The sequence below is a fragment of the Stenotrophomonas testudinis genome (assembly GCF_024499815.1).
Taxonomy (GTDB): domain Bacteria; phylum Pseudomonadota; class Gammaproteobacteria; order Xanthomonadales; family Xanthomonadaceae; genus Stenotrophomonas.
In genome coordinates, this window is record NZ_JAMOKY010000026.1 from 1 (window position 1) to 18695 (window position 18695).

The 18695-nt window shown below is 68.8% G+C and carries 20 protein-coding genes; 9 read left to right on the forward strand and 11 right to left on the reverse strand.

The features are described 5' to 3' along the window. Nucleotides 1-112 precede the first annotated feature (112 nt). The gene (gene mnmG, locus NQ204_RS13755) at nt 113-2002 is read right to left on the reverse strand and encodes a tRNA uridine-5-carboxymethylaminomethyl(34) synthesis enzyme MnmG (RefSeq protein ID WP_116865443.1); all 1890 of its coding nucleotides are present in this window, start codon (nt 2000-2002) and stop codon (nt 113-115) included. Nucleotides 2003-2583: 581 nt separating this feature from the next. Beyond that, complete coding sequence (locus NQ204_RS13760; RefSeq protein ID WP_256644166.1) at nt 2584-3105, reverse strand: hypothetical protein; 522 nt, start codon at nt 3103-3105, stop codon at nt 2584-2586. A gap of 158 nt (nt 3106-3263) precedes the next feature. On the opposite strand from NQ204_RS13760, the gene NQ204_RS13765 reads away from it, so the two are divergent. Both NQ204_RS13765 and NQ204_RS13770 read left to right on the forward strand, forming a co-directional pair. Further along, nucleotides 3264-4226, forward strand: coding sequence for a pyridoxal-phosphate dependent enzyme (locus NQ204_RS13765; RefSeq protein ID WP_256644167.1), 963 nt, complete (start codon nt 3264-3266; stop codon nt 4224-4226). After that, nucleotides 4211-4855, forward strand: coding sequence for a YdcF family protein (locus NQ204_RS13770; protein WP_165835659.1), 645 nt, complete (start codon nt 4211-4213; stop codon nt 4853-4855). Before NQ204_RS13765 ends, NQ204_RS13770 begins: the two co-directional genes overlap by 16 nt. A 117-nt stretch (nt 4856-4972) precedes the next feature. On the opposite strand, the gene bioC is transcribed toward NQ204_RS13770, so the two are convergent. From bioC to bioB, 5 genes are all read right to left on the reverse strand, one after another. Further along, nucleotides 4973-5857 (reverse strand): malonyl-ACP O-methyltransferase BioC, encoded by an 885-nt coding sequence (gene bioC / locus NQ204_RS13775; RefSeq protein WP_116862481.1) that lies wholly within the window; start codon nt 5855-5857, stop codon nt 4973-4975. 12 nt (nt 5858-5869) lie between these two features. Beyond that, entirely contained in the window at nt 5870-6649 is a 780-nt protein-coding gene (locus NQ204_RS13780; protein WP_116862482.1) for an SDR family oxidoreductase, read from the reverse strand. 29 nt (nt 6650-6678) lie between these two features. Continuing rightward, on the reverse strand, nt 6679-7458 hold the full coding sequence (bioH, locus tag NQ204_RS13785; RefSeq protein ID WP_256644168.1) for a pimeloyl-ACP methyl ester esterase BioH: 780 nt from the start codon (nt 7456-7458) through the stop codon (nt 6679-6681). A 19-nt stretch (nt 7459-7477) separates the two neighbouring features. Next, complete coding sequence (bioF, locus tag NQ204_RS13790) at nt 7478-8701, reverse strand: 8-amino-7-oxononanoate synthase (protein WP_256644169.1); 1224 nt, start codon at nt 8699-8701, stop codon at nt 7478-7480. Nucleotides 8702-8780: 79 nt separating this feature from the next. After that, nucleotides 8781-9824 (reverse strand): biotin synthase BioB, encoded by a 1044-nt coding sequence (gene bioB, locus NQ204_RS13795; protein WP_256644170.1) that lies wholly within the window; start codon nt 9822-9824, stop codon nt 8781-8783. 144 nt (nt 9825-9968) lie between these two features. Here bioB and NQ204_RS13800 point away from each other — a divergent pair, with 144 nt between their 5' ends. Together NQ204_RS13800 and NQ204_RS13805 are read left to right on the forward strand one after the other, a co-directional pair. Beyond that, on the forward strand, nt 9969-10514 hold the full coding sequence (locus NQ204_RS13800; RefSeq protein WP_256644171.1) for a CbrC family protein: 546 nt from the start codon (nt 9969-9971) through the stop codon (nt 10512-10514). 9 nt (nt 10515-10523) lie between these two features. Then, complete coding sequence (locus tag NQ204_RS13805; RefSeq protein WP_256644172.1) at nt 10524-10874, forward strand: hypothetical protein; 351 nt, start codon at nt 10524-10526, stop codon at nt 10872-10874. Between the two features lie 30 nt (nt 10875-10904). On the opposite strand, the gene NQ204_RS13810 is transcribed toward NQ204_RS13805, so the two are convergent. Then, the gene (locus NQ204_RS13810; protein WP_116862488.1) at nt 10905-11654 is read right to left on the reverse strand and encodes an SDR family NAD(P)-dependent oxidoreductase; all 750 of its coding nucleotides are present in this window, start codon (nt 11652-11654) and stop codon (nt 10905-10907) included. Between the two features lie 125 nt (nt 11655-11779). Here NQ204_RS13810 and NQ204_RS13815 point away from each other — a divergent pair, with 125 nt between their 5' ends. Further along, on the forward strand, nt 11780-12691 hold the full coding sequence (locus NQ204_RS13815) for a LysR family transcriptional regulator (protein ID WP_256644173.1): 912 nt from the start codon (nt 11780-11782) through the stop codon (nt 12689-12691). Here NQ204_RS13815 and NQ204_RS13820 read toward each other — a convergent pair. Further along, the gene (locus NQ204_RS13820; protein ID WP_243402620.1) at nt 12688-13320 is read right to left on the reverse strand and encodes a DNA-3-methyladenine glycosylase; all 633 of its coding nucleotides are present in this window, start codon (nt 13318-13320) and stop codon (nt 12688-12690) included. The two genes, NQ204_RS13815 and NQ204_RS13820, sit on opposite strands and share 4 nt — an antisense overlap. An 8-nt stretch (nt 13321-13328) precedes the next feature. Further along, a complete protein-coding gene (locus NQ204_RS13825) occupies nt 13329-13487 on the reverse strand; it encodes a hypothetical protein (RefSeq protein WP_165835655.1) in 159 nt (52 codons plus the stop codon). A 159-nt stretch (nt 13488-13646) separates the two neighbouring features. Here NQ204_RS13825 and NQ204_RS13830 point away from each other — a divergent pair, with 159 nt between their 5' ends. From NQ204_RS13830 to NQ204_RS13845, 4 genes are all read left to right on the forward strand, one after another. Then, a complete protein-coding gene (locus NQ204_RS13830; protein ID WP_256644174.1) occupies nt 13647-14333 on the forward strand; it encodes a ComF family protein in 687 nt (228 codons plus the stop codon). An 81-nt stretch (nt 14334-14414) separates the two neighbouring features. Then, a complete protein-coding gene (locus tag NQ204_RS13835; RefSeq protein ID WP_256644175.1) occupies nt 14415-15743 on the forward strand; it encodes a retropepsin-like aspartic protease in 1329 nt (442 codons plus the stop codon). 82 nt (nt 15744-15825) lie between these two features. Beyond that, nucleotides 15826-16386 (forward strand): HdeD family acid-resistance protein, encoded by a 561-nt coding sequence (locus NQ204_RS13840; protein WP_256644176.1) that lies wholly within the window; start codon nt 15826-15828, stop codon nt 16384-16386. Then, nucleotides 16383-16853 carry a SecDF P1 head subdomain-containing protein gene (locus NQ204_RS13845; protein WP_256644177.1) on the forward strand — a complete coding sequence of 157 codons (471 nt, stop codon included), beginning with the start codon at nt 16383-16385 and terminating at the stop codon, nt 16851-16853. Before NQ204_RS13840 ends, NQ204_RS13845 begins: the two co-directional genes overlap by 4 nt. A 53-nt stretch (nt 16854-16906) precedes the next feature. On the opposite strand, the gene NQ204_RS13850 is transcribed toward NQ204_RS13845, so the two are convergent. Beyond that, nucleotides 16907-18685 carry an MFS transporter gene (locus tag NQ204_RS13850; RefSeq protein ID WP_116862495.1) on the reverse strand — a complete coding sequence of 593 codons (1779 nt, stop codon included), beginning with the start codon at nt 18683-18685 and terminating at the stop codon, nt 16907-16909. Nucleotides 18686-18695: the final 10 nt, after the last annotated feature.

Consider the following 18695-nt stretch of genomic DNA (forward strand, 5'->3'; position numbering starts at 1 on the left):
AAAAAACATAAGACAACACCCACCCCGCCCCCGCCCCCCCCCCCCCCCCCCCCCCCCCCCCCCCCCCCCCCCCCCCCCCCCCCCCCCCCCCCCCCCCGACCGCTGATGCGCGTTACGCCACGCGGCTGCGGCGGGCGCGCTCCAGGTGCACCAGCAGCAGCGAGATCGCGGCCGGGGTCATGCCGGGAATGCGCTGTGCCTGGCCGATGGTCTGCGGGCGCACGCGTTCCAGCTTCTGCAGCACTTCGGCCGACAACCCACGCACGCTGGCGTAGTCGAAGCCTTCGGCGATCGGCGTCGCTTCGTGGCGCTGCTGGCGTTCGATCTCGTCACGCTGGCGGTCCAGATAGCCGGCGTACTTCACGCCGATCTCGACCTGCTCGGCCACCTTGCCATCGGCCACCGCCGGGCCCAGCGACGGCACCTGCATCAGCTGCGCGTAGTCCAGCTCCGGGCGCTTGATCAGGTCCAGCACGTTGGTTTCGCGGCTGACCGCCACGCCCAGGGTTTCCTGCACTTCGCGGCCAAGCGCATTGGCCGGGGTCGCCCACAGTGCACCCAAGCGCGCTCGCTCGGCGGCGACTGCCGCCTGCTTGGTCTCGAAGGCGCTCCAGCGGCGGTCATCGACCAGGCCCATCTCGCGGCCGGCCGGGGTCAGGCGCTGGTCGGCGTTGTCCTCGCGCAGTTGCAGGCGGTACTCGGCGCGGCTGGTGAACATGCGGTACGGCTCGTTGGTGCCGTGGGTGATCAGGTCATCCACCAGCACGCCCAGGTACGCTTCGTCGCGGCGCGGGCACCAGCCGTCCAGCCCGCGCACTTGGCGCGCAGCGTTGAGGCCGGCCAGCAGGCCCTGTGCGGCGGCCTCTTCATAGCCGGTGGTGCCGTTGATCTGGCCGGCGAAGAACAGGCCGTTGACCAGCTTGGTTTCCAGCGAAGCCTTCAAGCCGCGCGGATCGAAGAAGTCATATTCGATGGCGTAGCCGGGGCGGGTGATGTGCGCGTTCTGGAAGCCGCGGATGCTGCGCACCATCTCCAGCTGCACGTCGAACGGCAGCGAGGTGGAGATGCCGTTGGGATAGATCTCGACGATGCCCAGGCCTTCGGGTTCGACGAAGATCTGGTGGCTGGCCTTTTCCGCAAAGCGCACCACCTTGTCCTCGATGGACGGGCAGTAGCGCGGGCCGATGCCCTCGATCTGCCCGCTGTACAGCGGCGAACGGTGCAGGGCGTCGCGGATGATCTGGTGGGTCTGCTCGGTGGTGTGCGTGATCCAGCAGCTGACCTGCTGCGGATGCTCGTCCACCGAACCGAGGAAGGACATCACCGGGCGCGGCGTGTCGCCGGGCTGCTCGTCCATCACGCTGTAATCCAGCGAGCGGCCATCGATGCGCGGCGGCGTGCCGGTCTTCAGGCGGTCGACCTGGAACGGACGTTCGCGCAGGCGCGCGGCCAGCGTGGTGGCCGGCGGGTCGCCCATGCGACCGGCGGCGTACTGGGTCGGGCCGACGTGGATCTTGCCGGCCAGGAAGGTGCCGGCGGTCAGCACCACGGCCTCGGCGTCGAAGCGCAGGCCGGTCTGGGTGATGACCCCGCGCACGGCGTCGCCTTCGATGACCAGGTCATCGACGGCCGCCTGGAACACAGTCAGGTCGGCCTGGCCTTCGACGATGGCGCGGATCGCCATGCGGTACAGGTTGCGGTCGGCCTGGCAGCGGGTCGCGCGCACGGCCGGGCCCTTGGAGGCGTTGAGCGTGCGCCACTGGATGCCGGCGCGGTCGGCGGCGTGCGCCATCGCACCGCCGAGGGCGTCGATTTCCTTGACCAGGTGACCCTTGCCGATGCCGCCGATGGCCGGGTTGCAGCTCATCGCGCCCACGGTTTCGATGTTGTGGGTCAGCAGCAGGGTGCGCACGCCGGTACGGGCCGCGGCCAGCGCGGCCTCGGTGCCGGCGTGGCCACCGCCGATGACGATGACGTCGTAACGATGGAAGGACTGGGTCATGGGGGCAGTTCAACAAGGGACGGGCGCGGCCGGGGCGGCGCCGGGGTGGCGATTTTAGCGCCATTCGGAGGGGGGCGACGGGCCCGGATGGGGAGCGGGCTGAAATCCGCCCTAAAGTTGGCAGGATTTTTGCAGATAACCCAATAGCACCCATCGTGGCTGGCGCCGTAGGCGCCGTTGACCGGAATTGGAACAGGGGCCGGTACAGGCGCACGGTGGGGAAGCGGGGGGCCGGCAGTCGGGGGACTGTCCGGCCCTGTTTTTTTGCAGATTTGCCGGACGAGGCCCGTCCACGCATGGCGTGGATCCAAACAAGCCAAAAACAAACGGCCCCGCATTGCGGGGCCGTCTGCTTTCAGAGGTGCCGACATCCGACAGGGCCGGAACAGGGGGGATCCAGATGTTCCTGTCGGATATCGACGTAGAGCTGTTTGGGACGGGCCCTTAACGTTTTTGTCACTTTGTGACGCGGGCCGTCACCACTCGCGTAGAGTGCGGCCTGAACCGCGTCAAATGCAAGATGGTTCAGAGCTCAACTGTGCGCTGCGTCGCACGTTTCATGTTTCGCCGCAGGCAACGGTTCATCGTTCCAGGTTTCGCCACGGAGAACCGTTCGACCTCGGCGCACGTGGTGGCTGTGCCGGACGTGCCTGCGGCGGCGCGGACGGGCGAGCCTGGGGCGCAGACGGACGCGCCTGCGGCGGACCCGACGGGCGGCCGGCCTGCGGCGGGCGACGCATCGAGTCCATGTTCCGCCACGGCGAGCCACCGTTGTTCTGTCGCGGCGGCGGCGGCGGACGGTTCTCACCACCGTTGCCCGGACGCGGCGGCGGCGGCGGGCGGTGGTTGTGCGGCGGCCGGTGGACCGGGCGCGAGTAATACGGGTTGCCGTAATAGCCGTAGCCGTAACCGCCGCCATAGCCGCCGTACCCACCGTAGTAGGGGTAGCCATAGGTGGACGGGTAGCCATACGGATAGCGGTACTCCGTCGACGGGGCACCGTGGTAGTAACTGCCACCGCTGCCACCGCCGACATAGTCGTAGGTGGAACAGCCGGTGAGGGCCAGCAACAGGCCACCGGCAAGCAACAGGCGCGTTTTCATGTGGGTCCCCCCAAGGACGGGTGTAGGGCCAGCTTCAGGCGTGGGCATTGAATCGCCCCTTAATTGTGCCGGCCCAGGATGAATGGTGATGAAGGCCTGCATGCTGGCATGGCCGGGTGCGTGGCCGCCAGCGTCGGGGCATACGTTAATCTTGCGTCATGAGCGATTCACTGTTGCCCCGCGCCGAAGATGTCCTGGCCGCCGCCGCGCGGATCGCGCCGCATGCCCATGTCACGCCGGTCCTGCGCTCGCACGCGCTGGATGCGCTGGCCGGGGCGCAGCTGGCGTTCAAGGCCGAACATCTGCAGCGCGGCGGGGCGTTCAAGTTCCGTGGTGCCTGCAACGCGGTCTGGTCGCTGGACGCCGGGCGCGCCGCGGCCGGTGTGGTCACCCATTCCTCGGGCAACCACGGTGCGGCGCTGGCCCTGGCCGCCCGCACCCGCGGCATTCCCTGTCACGTCGTGGTGCCCGAAGGGGCGGTGGCCGCCAAGCTGGCCAACATCGCCCGCCATGGCGCCACCCTCTGGCGCTGCCCGCCCACCATCGCCGACCGCGAGGCCACCTGCGCGCAGGTCCAGGCCGATACCGGCGCGACCCTGGTGCATCCCTATGCCGACCCGGCGGTGATGGCCGGGCAGGGCACGGCAGCGCTGGAACTGCTGCACAGCGACGGCCCGTTCGACGTACTGGTGGTGCCGGTGGGCGGCGGTGGCCTGGCCAGCGGCACTGCGCTGGCCCTGCAGCACGCCAGCCCGCAGACCCGCCTGGTGCTGGCCGAACCGGCCGGCGCCGACGACACCGCGCGTTCGCTGGCTGCCGGCCAGCGCGTGACCGCCTTCACCCCGGACACGTTCTGCGATGGCCTGCGCACGCTGGTCGGCGCGCCGAATTTCCAGCTGCTGCAGGCGGCGGGCGCCGAGGTGATCGTGGTGGAAGATGACGCCACCCGTGCGGCGATGCGCCTGCTGTGGGAGGTGCTGAAGCAGGTGGTGGAGCCGTCCTCGGCCATTGTGCTGGCAGCGGTGCTGGCCCAGCCGGCGCGGTTTGCCGGCCAGCGCGTGGGCCTGGTGCTGTCCGGCGGCAACGTCGATCTGCCAGCGCTGCGCTGGGAGGTGGCGTGAGCCGCGGCCGTCATCGACCGCGCACCGGCCTGCTGGGCTGGCTGTGGCGCCTGTTCGTGCTGGTGCTGGTGTGGCTGCTGGGCGTGACCGCTTGGATCGTCTGGGTGGGTGAGCGTGACCAGGCCGCCAAGGCCGACGCGATCATCGTGCTGGGCGCGGCGGCCTACGATGCCAAGCCGTCGCCGGTGTTCGAAGAACGCATCCGCCACGGCCTGGACCTGTACCAGGCCGGTTATGCACCGCTGCTGATCTTCACCGGTGGCTACGGTGGCGCGGGCGCGCGCTTTTCCGAATCGCAGGTGGCACGGCGCTATGCGCTGAAGCACGGCGTGCCGGATGACGCGATCCTGATCGAGACCGCCTCGCGCAACACCGTGCAGAACCTGGTGGAAGCCAAGCGGCTGATGGAGCAGCGCAAGCTGCACACGGTCATCATCGTCAGCGACCCGCTGCACATGGCGCGCGCGCTGCGCCTGAGCCAGGCGCTGGGCATCGAGGCGCTGGCCTCGTCCACGCCGAGCACGCGCTTCCGCAGCTTCCACACCAGCTGGCGTTTCCTGGTGCAGGAAATCTATTTCTTCCACCGCGACCTCGTGCGCCCGCCGCTGAGTTCGCCGGCGAATACCTGAGCGCCAGGCCGCGCCGCTGCGCTCGCCGGGCATGGCCCGGCGCTACCCATTCGTGCACCCGGCGCGGCCCTATCGCGCGCCCGGTAGCGCCGGGCCATGCCCGGCGGCGGCTTTCGGTCAGGGCTGCTTGCGGCGGATCGGGATGGCCGACACCGGCACCGAGGCGATGTCATGCCCGCCTTCGCGGATCGGCGCGCCCGGGTCCGGCGCCCAGGCGTGGGCGTAGATCACTTCCCAGCTGCTGGGAAGCTTGCCGTCGGTACGGCGCATCGGTTCGTACGCGGCTGCAGCAGCGGCGAAACGACCGCGGCCGGTCAGCGTGTGGCGGCGATCCACCCGTGCATTGGTCGCGCCCATCGCGCGCAGCTCGCGCATCAGCGCCGGCAGGTCGTCGTAGGTCAGGGTGAACAGGTCGCGGTCCAGCACCGGGTCGCGGAAGCCGGCCATCATCAACGCATCGCCGAACTGGGCGATCTGCGCGAAGCGGCTGACATGCGGGCGGTCATCGGCGGCGGCGAACGCTTCATTGAGCTCGACCAGCGTTTCCGGGCCGAAGGTGGAGCACAGCAGCAGGCCACCGGGCTTGAGCACGCGACGGAAACCGGCGAACACCGCCGGCAGGTCGTCCAGCCACTGCAGGCACAGGTTGCTGAAGATCACATCGACGCTGTTGTCGGCCAGCGGCAGCGCGGCGGCATCACCGCACAGGCGCTGGAACGGCTTCCACCAGCCGGCCTGGCGCTTGGCCTGGTCCAGCATCGGCAGGGCCACGTCCATCGCGATCACCTGCGCCTTCGGCCAGCGCTTCTTCATCAATGCGCTGGCGTGGCCGGTGCCGGCACCGATGTCCAGCACCACTTCGGGCGTGCGCGCTTCCAGGTAGTCCAGCGATTCGATCAGCCGCGATTGCACCTCGCGCTGCAGGGCAGCGGCGGCGTCATAGCTGTTGGCGGCGCGGGCGAACGCGCGGCGGACGTGGCGGGCATCGAAGTGGGACGGCATTGCGGAAGTCTCTTAGAACGTACCGGGGTAGGCGCCGCCGTCGATCAGCAGGTTCTGCCCGGTGAGGTAACCGGCCTGTGCGCTGCACAGGAAGGCGCAGGCGGCGCCGAATTCGTCCGGCGTGCCGAAGCGGCCGGCGGGGATCTGCTGGCGGCGGCGGTCGGCCACCGCCTGCACGTCGCCGTTCTGGCCCGCAGCGTGGGCGAAGTTGGCGCGCAGGCGGTCGGTGTCGAACTGGCCGGGCAGCAGGTTGTTGATCGTGACGTTGTGGCCGACCGTGCGCCGCGCCAGCCCCGCGACGAAGCCGGTGAGGCCGCTGCGCGCACCGTTGGACAGTGCCAGCGTGTCGATCGGTGCCTTCACCGAGGACGAGGTGATGTTGACGATGCGGCCGAAGCCGCGCGCGATCATTGCGTCAACCGTGGCGCGGATCAGTGCGATCGGCGCCAGCATGTTGGCATCCAGCGCGGCGATCCAGTCGTCGCGCTCGAAGGTGCGGAAGTCGCCAGGCGGCGGGCCACCGGCGTTGGTCACCAGGATGTCGACCTGCGGGCAGGCGGCCAGCGCCTGCGTGCGCCCAGCCTCGGTGGTGACGTCGGCGGCGATCGTGCGCACCTCGGCGGCACCGGGCAGGGCGCGCAGTTCCTCAGCGGCGGCCTGCAGGGCGGTTTCGCCACGGGCCACGATCACCACGTTCACGCCTTCGGCCACGAGGGCGCGCGCGCAGCCGAGGCCGAGACCCTTGCTTGCGCCGCAGACCAGTGCCCAGCGGCCGGAAATACCGAGATCCATGCGTCAACCCTGCCGAATGCGGAAAGTGCTCATTGTCCGCCATCGGCCGGTGACAGGCCGGCAACGAAGTGTTGCAGGGCAGCGGCCACCTCGTCGGCGTGGCCGAGGAAGGGCGCATGGCCGCCGTGGGCGACGGTCAGCGCCTGCGCGCCCGGGGCCAGCGCGGCGGCGGCCTGCATCGCGGCCGGCGATACCAGACGGTCGCGCTGGCCGGCGATCCACAGGCTGGGCCTGCCCAGCGTGGGCAGGGCGCCACGCAGGTCGGTGCCTTCCAGCAGGCGCAGGCCTTCCAGCAGGGCGCGCTCGCTGGGGGCGCCGCGCTCGACCAGGCGCTGGCGCAGGGTGCGCAGCTCCTCGCGGGCATGCGCCGAACCCATCACGTCCAACGCCAGGAAGCGCTCCAGGGTGCCGCCGAAGTCCGTGGCCAGATCACGCCCGAACTGCTCGAACACCGCCGGTTCCACCGCGTGCGGCCAGTCCTCGCCGCGCACGAAACGCGGCGTGGCGGCGATCATCGCCAGCCCGCGCACCTTCGGCAGGGTTGCCGCCGCATGCAGGGCAAACAGCCCGCCCAGCGACCAGCCACACCACACCGCTGGCGGCGTGGCCGCGGCAATGGCGTTGACCACGTGCGGCAGGCGCAGCGGCGTGCTGTCGTCGCGGCTGTGGCCATGGCCGGGCAGGTCGACCAGATGCAGGGTGAAACGGTCGGCCAAGCGCTGTGCCAGAGGCGCGAACACGCCGCCCTGCAGGGCCCAGCCGTGGATCAGAACCAGGTCCGGCCCGTGGCCGGTGACTTCGATATGCATGGGGTACGGCGCGTGCGGGTCAGGCCAGCGCGGGTAAAGCCGGCGGCAGCGCTTCGCTCGGCCCGGCAGCGACGCGGTCGCGCGCCTGGGCGATGGCTTCGACCAGTTCCCGCACCTGTTCCGGCGTATGCAGTGCCGACAGGGTGACGCGCAGCCGCGCCTTGCCTTCGGGCACCGTTGGCGGACGGATCGCGCCGACCAGCCAGCCGGCCTGCTCCAGCGCCTGCGACATCGCCACGGCGGTGTGGTCATCGCCACACAGCAGCGGCTGGATGGGGGTTTCCGAAGCCATCAGGTCGAGGCCATGGCGGCGCGCCTCACCGCGGAACAGGGCGATCAGGTCGGCCAGCTTGGCCCGGCGCCAATGATCGCGGCGGGCCAGGCGCACCGCTTCCAGTGCCGAGGCGGCCAAGGCCGGCGGCAGGGCAGTGGTGTAGATGTAGGGGCGAGCGGTTTCGGAAAGGTGCTCGACCAGGTCCTCGCGGCCCAGCACCAGTGCGCCGGAACTGCCCAGCGCCTTGCCGAGGGTGACCAGCTGCAACGGCACGTCGTCCACGCCCAGGCCGGCGGTGGCGACGGCACCACGGCCATCGCCGAGCACGCCCACGCCATGCGCGTCGTCCACGTAGAACAGGGCCTGCTGCAGGCGCGCGACCAGCGACAACGCACGCAGCGGTGCAACATCGCCGTCCATGCTGAACACACCATCGGTGGCCAGCATCGCCGCACCCTCGGGCGCGTGCTTGAGCTGGCGCATGGCGCCTTCCGGATCCAGGTGCGGGTAGCGGCGCAGGCGCGCACCGGCCAGCCGTGTGGAATCGAGCAGGCTGGCGTGGTTGAGCTTGTCCTGCACGCAGACGTCGTTCTCTTCGCTCAGCAGCGCCTGCTGCACGGCCAGGTTGGCGGCGAAGCCACTGCCAAACAGCAGGGCGCGCGGGTAACCGAGCCAGTCGGCCACTTCGCGTTCCAGCGCGTCGTGCAGTGCGTGGTGGCCGCAGACCAAGTGCGAGGCACCGGCACCGGTGCCATCGCGCGCGGCCGCATCCTGCAGCGCGTTGACCACGCTGAACTGCTGGGCCAGGCCCAGGTAGTCGTTGCTGCAGAACCCGGTCAACCAGCGCCCGTCAATTTCCAGGCGCACACCATCACGACGGGTGACCGTGCGCCGCGGGCGGCGACGGCCTTGTGCATCGCGCAACGCGCGCTGGGCTTGGAGGCGGGCGGTCAGGTCGGGGCGGGCCATGCTGGCTACAGGCGACGACGGGGCGGCTAGGGTAGCGCGTTGCCGCCACGCCTGCTCGACGCCCCGATCACGCGGCGTGTCACGCGGCGTGGGCGCAGCCACAGCCGGGGCCATCGGCGCTGATATCGGCATGCACGGTACCGCCGTGGTCGTGGCCTTCGGCGTCCACCTGCACCGGCATCGGCTGCAGGCCCAGGCGCGCGAACAGGGCAAGGTCGCGCTCGCTTTCCGGGTTGCCGGTGGTCAGCAGTTTCTCGCCATGGAAGATCGAGTTGGCACCGGCCAGGAAGCACAGCGCCTGCAGCTCGTCACTCATGGCTTCGCGACCGGCCGACAGCCGCACCATCGAACGCGGCATCGCGATGCGTGCCACCGCGATCATCCGCACGAACTCGAACGGGTCCAGTTCCGCGCTGCCATGCAGCGGCGTACCGGCCACCTGCACCAGCTTGTTGATCGGCACGGAATCGGGATGGGCCGGCAGCGTGGCCAGCGCCAGCAGCAGGCCGATGCGCTGCGCACGCGTTTCGCCCATGCCGACGATGCCGCCGCAGCAGGTCTTCAGCCCGGCATCGCGCACGTGGCCCAGCGTATCGAGGCGATCCTGGTACTGGCGCGTGTGGATGATCGAATCGTAGTAGTCCGGCGCGGCGTCCAGGTTGTGGTTGTAGTAGTCCAGGCCGGCGTCTTTCAACGCGCGCGCCTGCTCGCCACTGAGCATGCCGAGGGTGGCGCAGGTTTCCAGGCCGAGCGCCTTCACTCCGGCGATCATCGCAGCCACCTTCGGAATGTCGCGGTCCTTCGGCGAACGCCATGCGGCGCCCATGCAGAAGCGCGATGCACCTGCGGCCTTGGCCTGGCGTGCCTTGGCCAGCACAGCATCGGTATCCATCAGTTTCTGCGCGCTCACGCCCGTGGTGTAGCGCTGCGCCTGTGGGCAATACGCGCAGTCTTCCGGGCAGCCACCGGTCTTCACCGACAACAGCGTGGACACCTGCACCTGGGCCGGATCGAAATGCGCGCGATGCACGCTGGCGGCGCGGAACAGCAGTTCGGGCAAGGGCAGGTCGAAAAGCGCCTGCAGTTCATCGTGCTGCCAGTCGTAGCGGATGGCAGGAGCCATGGCGGGACCTTGGAGGGCGTGGAGCGAGGGCGGCAGTGTGGGTGGCTTGGTGAGGCCTGTCAACTACATTGTGCTTGAGATGGTTTACAGGATATTTGGCCCTGACCGCACCGCTACACTGGGCCGCCCAGCAACGGAACTGCCATGGATCTGCCGCGCTTCACCTATCACCCCGATCCCATCGCCACCGGTAGCGTGATCGCCGCCGATACGTCGTGCGTGTGCTGCGGACAGTCGCGTGGCTGCGTCTACACCGGGCCGGTCTATGCCGAAGAAGAGTACGGGCACGAAATATGCCCGTGGTGCATCGCCGATGGCTCCGCGCACGAGCGACTGGGCGTCACCTTCAGTGATGAGGAAGGCGTCGGTGGTGGCGGCGAGTGGGATGAAGTCGATGAGGAGATCAGCGACGTGATCGCGCAGCGTACGCCCGGCTTCAACGGCTGGCAGCAGGAACAGTGGTGGACCCATTGCGGGGATGCCGCGCAGTTCATCGGCCGCGCCGGTCGCGCCGAACTGGAAGCGCACGGTGAATCCGCGCTGGCGGCGATCCAGGACAGCACCGGGCTGGACGACGGACCCAAGTGGCAGCACTTCCTTGCCGCGTTGGACAAGGATGGATCACCGAGGGCGTACCTGTTCCGCTGCAGGCGCTGCGGTGTGGTGGGTGGTTACCAGGATTGCGATTGACGCGTTCTGATGCAGCCATTTGACGCCCGCACAGGATGCTGGAAGCCAATCACCCGCGAAGAGTTCGATGCGTTGGTTGCCGCCCAGCTCGCCCGCTGCACGCTCGACCAGCAGGCGGCCTTCGCGGCGCAGCGCGTGGCGTTCCATACGATGCCACTGCATCGCCTGGGCGAAGTCGAGCCGGTCTGGGTCGTCGCCCATCTCGCTGACGGGTGGCTGTACTACGAGGATGTGGAAGAGGGATTCGAGATGGGTATCCCCGGCGAAGACGGTGCACTGCCGGAGCGAGCCTGCAACCAGTACGAGCTGACGCACATCCTGTATCAGCAAGCGGATGCCGGCCTGGGCCGGCAGCGCTGATTCAAACTCGATCGCAGTGGCCGACCGGCATTACACCTGGGCCATGCCGCCATCGACGAAGAATTCGATGCCGTTGACGAAGCTGGACGCATCCGAGGCCAGGAAAGCCACGGCATTGGCCACTTCCTGCGGTTCACCGAGGCGGGCCAGCGGCACCTGCGCGGCGAGGTGATCGAACAGGCCCTGGCGGGCTTCGTCGGGCACCAGGTCGCCCAGGCCGGGGGTGCGGATCGGGCCGGGGCTGACCACGTTCACCCGGATGCGGCGCTCCTTCAGGTCCAGCGCCCACGAGCGGGCGAAGTTGCGCACGGCGGCCTTGCTGGCGCTGTACACGCTGAAGTTGGCCGTGCCCTGGATCGAGACCGTCGAGCCGGTGAGGATGACCGAAGCGCCATCGACCAGCAGCGGCAGCGCCTTCTGCACGGTGAACAGCACGCCGCGTACGTTGGTGGCGAAGATGCGGTCGAAGTGTTCTTCGGTGATGGCGCCCAGCGGCAGCATGTCGCCACCACCGGCGTTGGCGAACAGGATGTCGAGGCGGCCGGCTTGGCGGGCAATCTGCGCGTAGACCGCATCCAGGTCGCTGGGCTGCGCCGCATCGGCGCGGATGCCGGTGGCCTGCGCGCCGATGGAGGCCACGGCGGCGTCCAGTTCCGGCTGGCGGCGGCCAGTGATGAAGACCTTGGCGCCGAGGCTGGCCAGGTGCTGGGCGGTGGCCAGGCCGATGCCGGTGGTGCCGCCGGTGACGAGGGCGATCTTGTCGTTGAAATCAGTGCTCATGGTGTTCTCCTGCAAGGGCTGCCGGGGAGGGGTGGCAGCGGGTGGGAGAATGATGGGCGGCGGCGCGGCTGCAATAAATCCTGCGCAATGACAATGACTGTGCATGCACGTGCATAATCGATGGCATGAATCAGCTCACTGCCATCCGTGCCTTTGCCCGCGTCGTCGAGGCCGGCAGCTTCACCCGCGCCGCTGATTCGCTGGACATGCCGACCACCTCGCTGAGCAAGCTGGTGCGCGAACTGGAAACCCACCTGGGCGTGCGCCTGCTGCAGCGGACCACGCGCCGCGTGGCGGTCACCGCCGAAGGCCAAGCGTATTACGAGAAGGCCGGCCGCCTGCTGCGCGACCTCGAGGATGTCGACGCCTCTTTCAGCGCCGCACGCGGTGCACCGCGCGGGCTGCTGCGCGTGGACATCGGTGGCTCCACCGCACGCGATGTGCTGATTCCGGTGCTGCCGGAATTCATGGCGCGCTACCCGGACATCCGCATCGAACTGGGTGTTTCAGACCGCACGGTCAACCTGATCAGCGAAAACGTGGACTGCGTGATCCGCGGCGGCGCACTGGATGACTCCACGCTGGTGGCCCGTCACCTGGGTGATGCGCACCTGGTCACCTGCGCCAGCCCGCGCTACCTCAAGGCGCACGGCATTCCTGCGTACCCGGAGGAGCTGCGCAACGGCCACCGGTTGGTCAGCTACCTGCTGCCGTCCAATGGCCGCGCGGTACCGTTCCGCTTCCGGGGCGAGGACGGTGCGTTCGAGATCAAGGCCGAGCACCGCATCGGCATCAACGAAAGCAATGCGCATCTGGCCGCCGCCGTTGCAGGCATGGGCCTGGTGCAGACCTTCAGCTACGCGGCCGGCGCTGCGTTGCGTAGCAAGGCGCTGGTGGAAGTGCTGCAGCCATGGCGACCGGCACCGTACCCGTTCCACGTGGTGTACCCGAACAACCGGCACGTGACGCCACGGCTGCGGGTGTTCATCGATTGGCTTGGGCAGGTGCTGCCGCCGTTGCTGGCGGGCGAGCGCTAGCGTGTGCGTGGCCGGACCGACACATGTGGATGGTCCGGCACGTGCCAGCGCCAAGGGAAATCCACCGCGCGACTGATGCCGATGCGTGGCCCTACCACCGGTGATGGCGGTGGCGGCGTGCCATCACAGACAATGACGACACCGCGGTCTGCAGTGACCAGGTCTGCGCCATCCAGATCGCGCGTGATGCCCAGTGCCTGGGACAGTTTGCCCGGTCCGCTCGCCAGATCGCGATCACGCTTGGCTGCCGGTCGCGCGGCCTGCATGGCGCCCATGCCGGACACCGGCTCGGCGGCTCTGAGCAGCACGCCAACACCTTCGCCAACCTCGCCACATACCGCGTTGCTGCCCCAGTGCATTCCGTAGCTGAAATAGACATATAGATGACCCGCCTCGCCAAACATGGTGGCGTTGCGTGCCGTCTGGCCACGATAGGAATGCGCGGCGGGATCCTCGCTGCCTGCGTAGGCCTCAACCTCAACGATGCGTGCGGCGCGACCATCGTCACGCACGATCAGCTTGTTGAGAAGTTGCGGTGCTACGACGGTGGGATGCCGGCGATAGAACTCGCGGGGCAGCACTTTCCAGCCGTCGGGCAGCCAATCGCGGGCGGTAGGTCCGGGGCGCACGGAATCGATCAGGGCTTGGCCTGCTCCTGCTGCATCTTCTGTGCCTCCTTCTGTAACCCGGCGTCTTGGGTCTCGCCCTGTTTGACGTACCACAGCAGGCTGGGCAGGGCCATCGCCAGCAGGCCAACGACCAGCACGATGACAACGATCCGGGTCCGCTTGTTCATGTAGAGTCCGAAGAGGTGATACAGATCGGGCACGCTAGCAGCGGGAATGTGCAGTGACCGTGTCGAAGCCTTTCCCGGTAAGCAGACAAGCCCCACTCTGACTGCCGCATGGGTTGACGCCCGATTCCATCGCGAAATGGCCGCACGCAGACTTGTTGAATGCTGAAAACGCTGTTTCCGCGCACTGTCGCGTCGGCATTGCGCGCACTGCTGCCACTGCGCTGCCTGGTCTGCGACGATCCCGGCCACGATGGCCTGGATCTATGCGCCGCCTGCCTGGCCGATATGCCCTGGTCCGGCCGCGCCTGCCTGCGCTGTGCTCTGCCATTGCCCGACAGCGCGCTGCCGGTCTGTGGCACCTGCCGCGAGGAGCCACCGCCGCAGGCTGCCACCCATGCCAGCCTGCTGTACCTGCCGCCGGTGGACCAACTGCTGGTGCGCTACAAGTTCCATCAGGACCTAGCGGCGGGTCGCCTGCTTGCGCAGCTGATGCAGCGCAGGCCGCCATCGTGGGCGTGCCCGCCGCTGGTGGCGGTGCCGCTGCATCCGCGGCGGTTGCGCCAGCGCGGCTATGACCAGGCCGGGCAGTTGTGCCGCTTGCTGCGCCAGCCGGTGTGGCGCGGCCTGTACCGGCGCCGGCATACGGCACCGCAGTCGGAGCGCAGTGCCGAACAGCGCCGCGAGAATCTGTTCGATGCTTTCGATGTGCGCGGTGCGGTGCCACCGCGCCTGACCGTGGTGGACGATGTGATGACCACCGGCAGCACGGTGCTGGAAGTGGCGGAAACGCTGCGGTTGGTGGGCGCGCAGGAGGTGCGGGTGTGGGTCTGCGCGCGGGTACCGTGAGCGCTGTCACCTGCTGCGAACGTACCTGGGCTAACGTATGGGATCTGCGCTGAATCGCGATCTTTGCCCAGGAGTTGTCTGATGGAATGGAATTCCGTACGGCGTAGTCGGCGTCTTGCCCTGCCACTGTGGTCCGCACTGTGTGCCGCGGCCGCAGTGGGCGCGCAGCCCGCACAGCAGCCCAAGGGCCTGCCTTTCCTGGACAGTGAAGTGGCGATGGCCGTAGGTGCCACCGATTACCTGCGCAGAAGTGGTGACCAGTCGCCGGTCCGCGCCTACCCTGCGCGCGCCGCGTATTTCCGCACCCGCGGCGAGATCGCCAACTCCGACAAGTGGGCGCAACGCTGCATCGACGATCCCGCCGTGCAGGCCGAGCCGGATTCGCTCTCGCTGTACCAGTGCCTGGGCATCCTGGCCGGCAACCATCTGTGGCACGGCGAAATTGGTGCCTGGGCCGAGACCATGGTGAAGGTCCGCCGCTTGGGCAGTGGCACCCCTTATCTGGCCGGTTCGGCGCTGTACCAGCAGAGCGCCCTGGGTCAGTTGCCCTTCGAGTCCTTTACCGGGCGCCCCACCGCGCAGGTCGTGGCGCGCCCGGAAGGCGTAGTGGAAGTGCCGGTGCGGTATGAGAAGGGTTGGCCCATCATGGTGGCGACGCTGAGCGGAGGCACCGGCCCCGGCCGCAACGTAAAGGTCGAGTTCCTGGTGGATACCGGCGCGACGCAGTCGTTCATTGCCCCCGCGTTCGCACGACAGTTGAAACTGCAGTCCACGCCGGGCTTCCGCCAGGAAGAGCAGGGCGGCACCGTCGTCACCACCGCGCTGGTCGAGCCGGTCGATCTGGAAATCGGCGGCGTGCGCATCAAGGATGTGTCGCTCGCACAGACGGACGCCATCCCGTTCGCGATCATCGGCCTGGACGTATTGCGGCAACTGGGGCCGCTGCTGCTGTCCGACGACGTCCTGCGCGTACTCGGGCCTGCATGGAAGTACACCGGTTGCCAGAGCCCGCTGCGTGTCACCTCTGATCCCTGGGGCCGCTACTGGAACGTGCGCAGCCCGATGAAGATCGACGGCGTTGACAAGCTGGTGATGGCCGACACCGGAATGACAGGGCTGCTGGAAGTGCGGGACACGCGGGAGCCGCAGCCGGCGGAGGCGCGGTGGAATGACCATGCCATCACTACGATGATGGGGCGTGTCGACCGCCGTGTGCGTACGCAGACCGTGCAGGTGGCCGGTGCCGGTCTCGCAGGGCGGCTGCAGGCCACCATCGTGCAGCCACCGGAACGCATGCTGGCAGCGGAAAACTGGATGATTGGCGGCGAGATGCTGAAGACCCACAACCTGCTGCTCAACGCGGACCGCGCGCAGATGTGCTGGCAGCGCCGCGAGGGCGCAGGCAGTTGAGCGCTGGCCTGCGACGGACCTTCATCCGCCCGTGCACGCTGGACGCTAGGATGGGGCACGGAACCTGATCGAAGGAGTGGTCATGCTGTCTCCCGAATCCTCACCGTCGCCGTTGTTGTCGGCCATCGGCCGCAGCTGGTCGATCCTGCTGCTGTATGGCGTGGTCGCCCTGGGCTTCGGTATCACTGCGATCGGCTGGCCGATGGCTGCGGCCACCGCGCTGGCCTGGGCGTTGGGCCTGATGGCCATTGTTGAAGGGGTCATCAGCCTGCTCGCGCTGATCAGCGGTGGCAGTGGCGCGCCACGTGGCTGGCTGCTGCTGTACGCGGTGGCGTCGCTGGGCTTCGGCACGCTGGCGGTGATCAACCCGCTGGCTACCGCCAGCGTGCTTGTGCTGCTGCTGGCCGCCTGGCTGCTGGTGGCGGGCATCTACCGCATCGTGTTCGCCGTGCGCGTGCGCAGGCACATCCGGGGCGAATGGGTGCTGATTCTCAGCGGCGTGCTGGCCATCGTGCTGGGCCTGCTGTTTGCGGCCAACCCGCTGGCCGGGGTGGCTGTCACCACGTTGTGGATCGGCATCGGCAGCCTGTTGTATGGCCTGCTGCAGATCGTGGTGGCACTGAAACTGAGGAAGCTGAAATGAGGGGCGCGCGCGCACTGTTGCTGGGCGCGGCGCTGGCCCTGACCGGATGCATGCCGGCGGCAACGCCTGAGCCAATGACGGGCCCGGCGCATGCACCGCGTCCGGGCGTGGACGTACGCCTGAGCGCGGTCGATGCGACCGGCAAGGGCACGCCCGCGCAGTGGCAGGGTGAGACCCTTGCCCTGCGCGAGCCGCCGATCGCCAGCAGTGCCGATATCGCCGATGTGCGCTATGTGCTGGACCAGGCCAATCACCCCGGCCTGCAGATCCGCTACCGGCCCGAAGCGCGCCAGCGCATCCACCATGGCACGGAGGCCCTGGTGGGCCAGCGCGCGGCGATCAGCGTGGACGGCCGCGTGCTGACGGTAGTGACGGTGGCCGGACCGTTCGGTGAATCGATGATGCTCAGTGGGCTGTCCAGCGTGGCCGAAGCGCAGGCGCTGGAGAAGCACATCACCGGCCAGTGATCGGCGCGCCGACACACCCCGCGATGCGCACGGAGGTCGACCAAGGTCGACCGCTACCTGGCAAACCGCGCTTCGATCTCCTCCAGCGACTTGCCCTTGGTTTCCGGCAGCCACAGCGCGGCCACCAGGAAGAACACGAATGTGCAGCCGGCCCAGAACAGGAACATGCTGGCGTAGCCATGGTGCCCCACGGTGGGCAGGAACAGCGCGGCAATGGTGGTGGACACGAACTGGTTGATCAGCAGGGCGATGCTCATGCCGTTGGAGCGGATGCGGTTGGGCATCAGCTCCGATAGCGCCAGCCACACGCAGACACCGGGGCCGACCGCGAAGAACGCCACGAACACCAGGATGCACATGGCCACCGCCCAGCCATGGGCCGGCGGCGGCACCGGGCCGATGCGCGCCTGTTCGATACGCAGGGGTGCCTGCGCGGCACTGGCCGGGTCGGCAAATGGATTCAGGTGGAGTTTGCGGAAGAACGCACCGATCACGCTGTCCGCTTGCACGGTACCGGCACGTTCGACGCGCAGCTCGCGGTCACCCAGGTTGTCGCTGCGCAGGGCGCGTACGTTGGTGAAATCACCATACGCATAGGACACGGTCAGCTGCAGCGGCCGGCCATCGCGGTCGGTGCCGCCCGCCAGGCGCTGCCACTGCGCCTCATCCAGTACCAGCTGCAGGCCATCACCACTGACCGCCGCCTGCAGCTGCGGCTGCACGTCGGCGCGGCCGCGCTCGGCCTGGAAGAACAGCGTCGCCGCAGCCAGCAGGGCCACGCAGATGCCGCCGCTGCCCAGCATCAGCAGGAACTTGCGGCCCTTGCGGTCGACCAGCAGCAGGGCGACCACGGTCATCACTGCGTTGAGCAGCTTGATCGCCACGTCGGCGCCGTTGGCCACCGAGCCGGACAGGCCGGCCTGGTTGAGGATGTTGACCGCGTAGGCCAGCACCGAGTTGATGCCGGTGGCCTGGGTGCAGGCCAGTACCACGCAGGCCAGCAGGAACGGCACCACGTAGCGGCGGCTGAGCAGCGGATCGCGGCGACCGTCGCTGCTGCTCGATTCCGGTGCCTGGATCTGCGCCAGCGTGGCCTCCACGTCGGCATCGGGCAGCACGCGCTGCAGACTGCGGCGCGCATCCTCCACGCGACCGCGGCGCACCAGCCAGCGCGGTGATTCGGACAGCCAGAAGATGCCGGCGCAGAACAGCAGGCCCGGCGCCAGGCAGCTCCAGAAGATGGTGCGCCAGGCGTGGTCCTTCACCACGAACAGTTCCTGTGCCTGCTGCGCCAGCGGCAGCGAACGCACGGCCTCGGCGGCGGCGTCCACGGCGTGCGCCTGGTACAGGCCGATGAGTGCGGCCAGCACCAGGCCGATGGTCAGCAGCAGCTGGAACATGGCGGCGCCACGCCCGCGGCGCTCGGGGCTGAGCACTTCGGCCAGGTACAGCGGCACCACCACGCCGATCAGGCCGCCACTGACGCCCTGCAGCAGGCGGCCCAGCAGCAGCGGCGTGTAGCCCGAGGCCAGCGCCATGATCGGGATGGACGCGGTGAACAGCAGGCCGGCCAGCAGCATCGCGCCGCGGCGGCCGATCAGGTCGGCCACCATGCCGGCGAACAGCGAGGACAGCACACTGCCCAGCAGCACCGCGGCGACAACGAAACCGAGCTGCTGGCTGCTGAGCTGCCAGGCGTGGCTGGCGGTGGCTTCCAGGTAGGGCAGGGCGCCGGCGATGATGCCGATGTCGATGCCGTACAGCAGGCCGCCGAGGCCGCCGATGAACAGCAGGTAGCGTACGGGCCAGCGCGGGGCGGTGCGTGCAGTCATCGACAGGTTT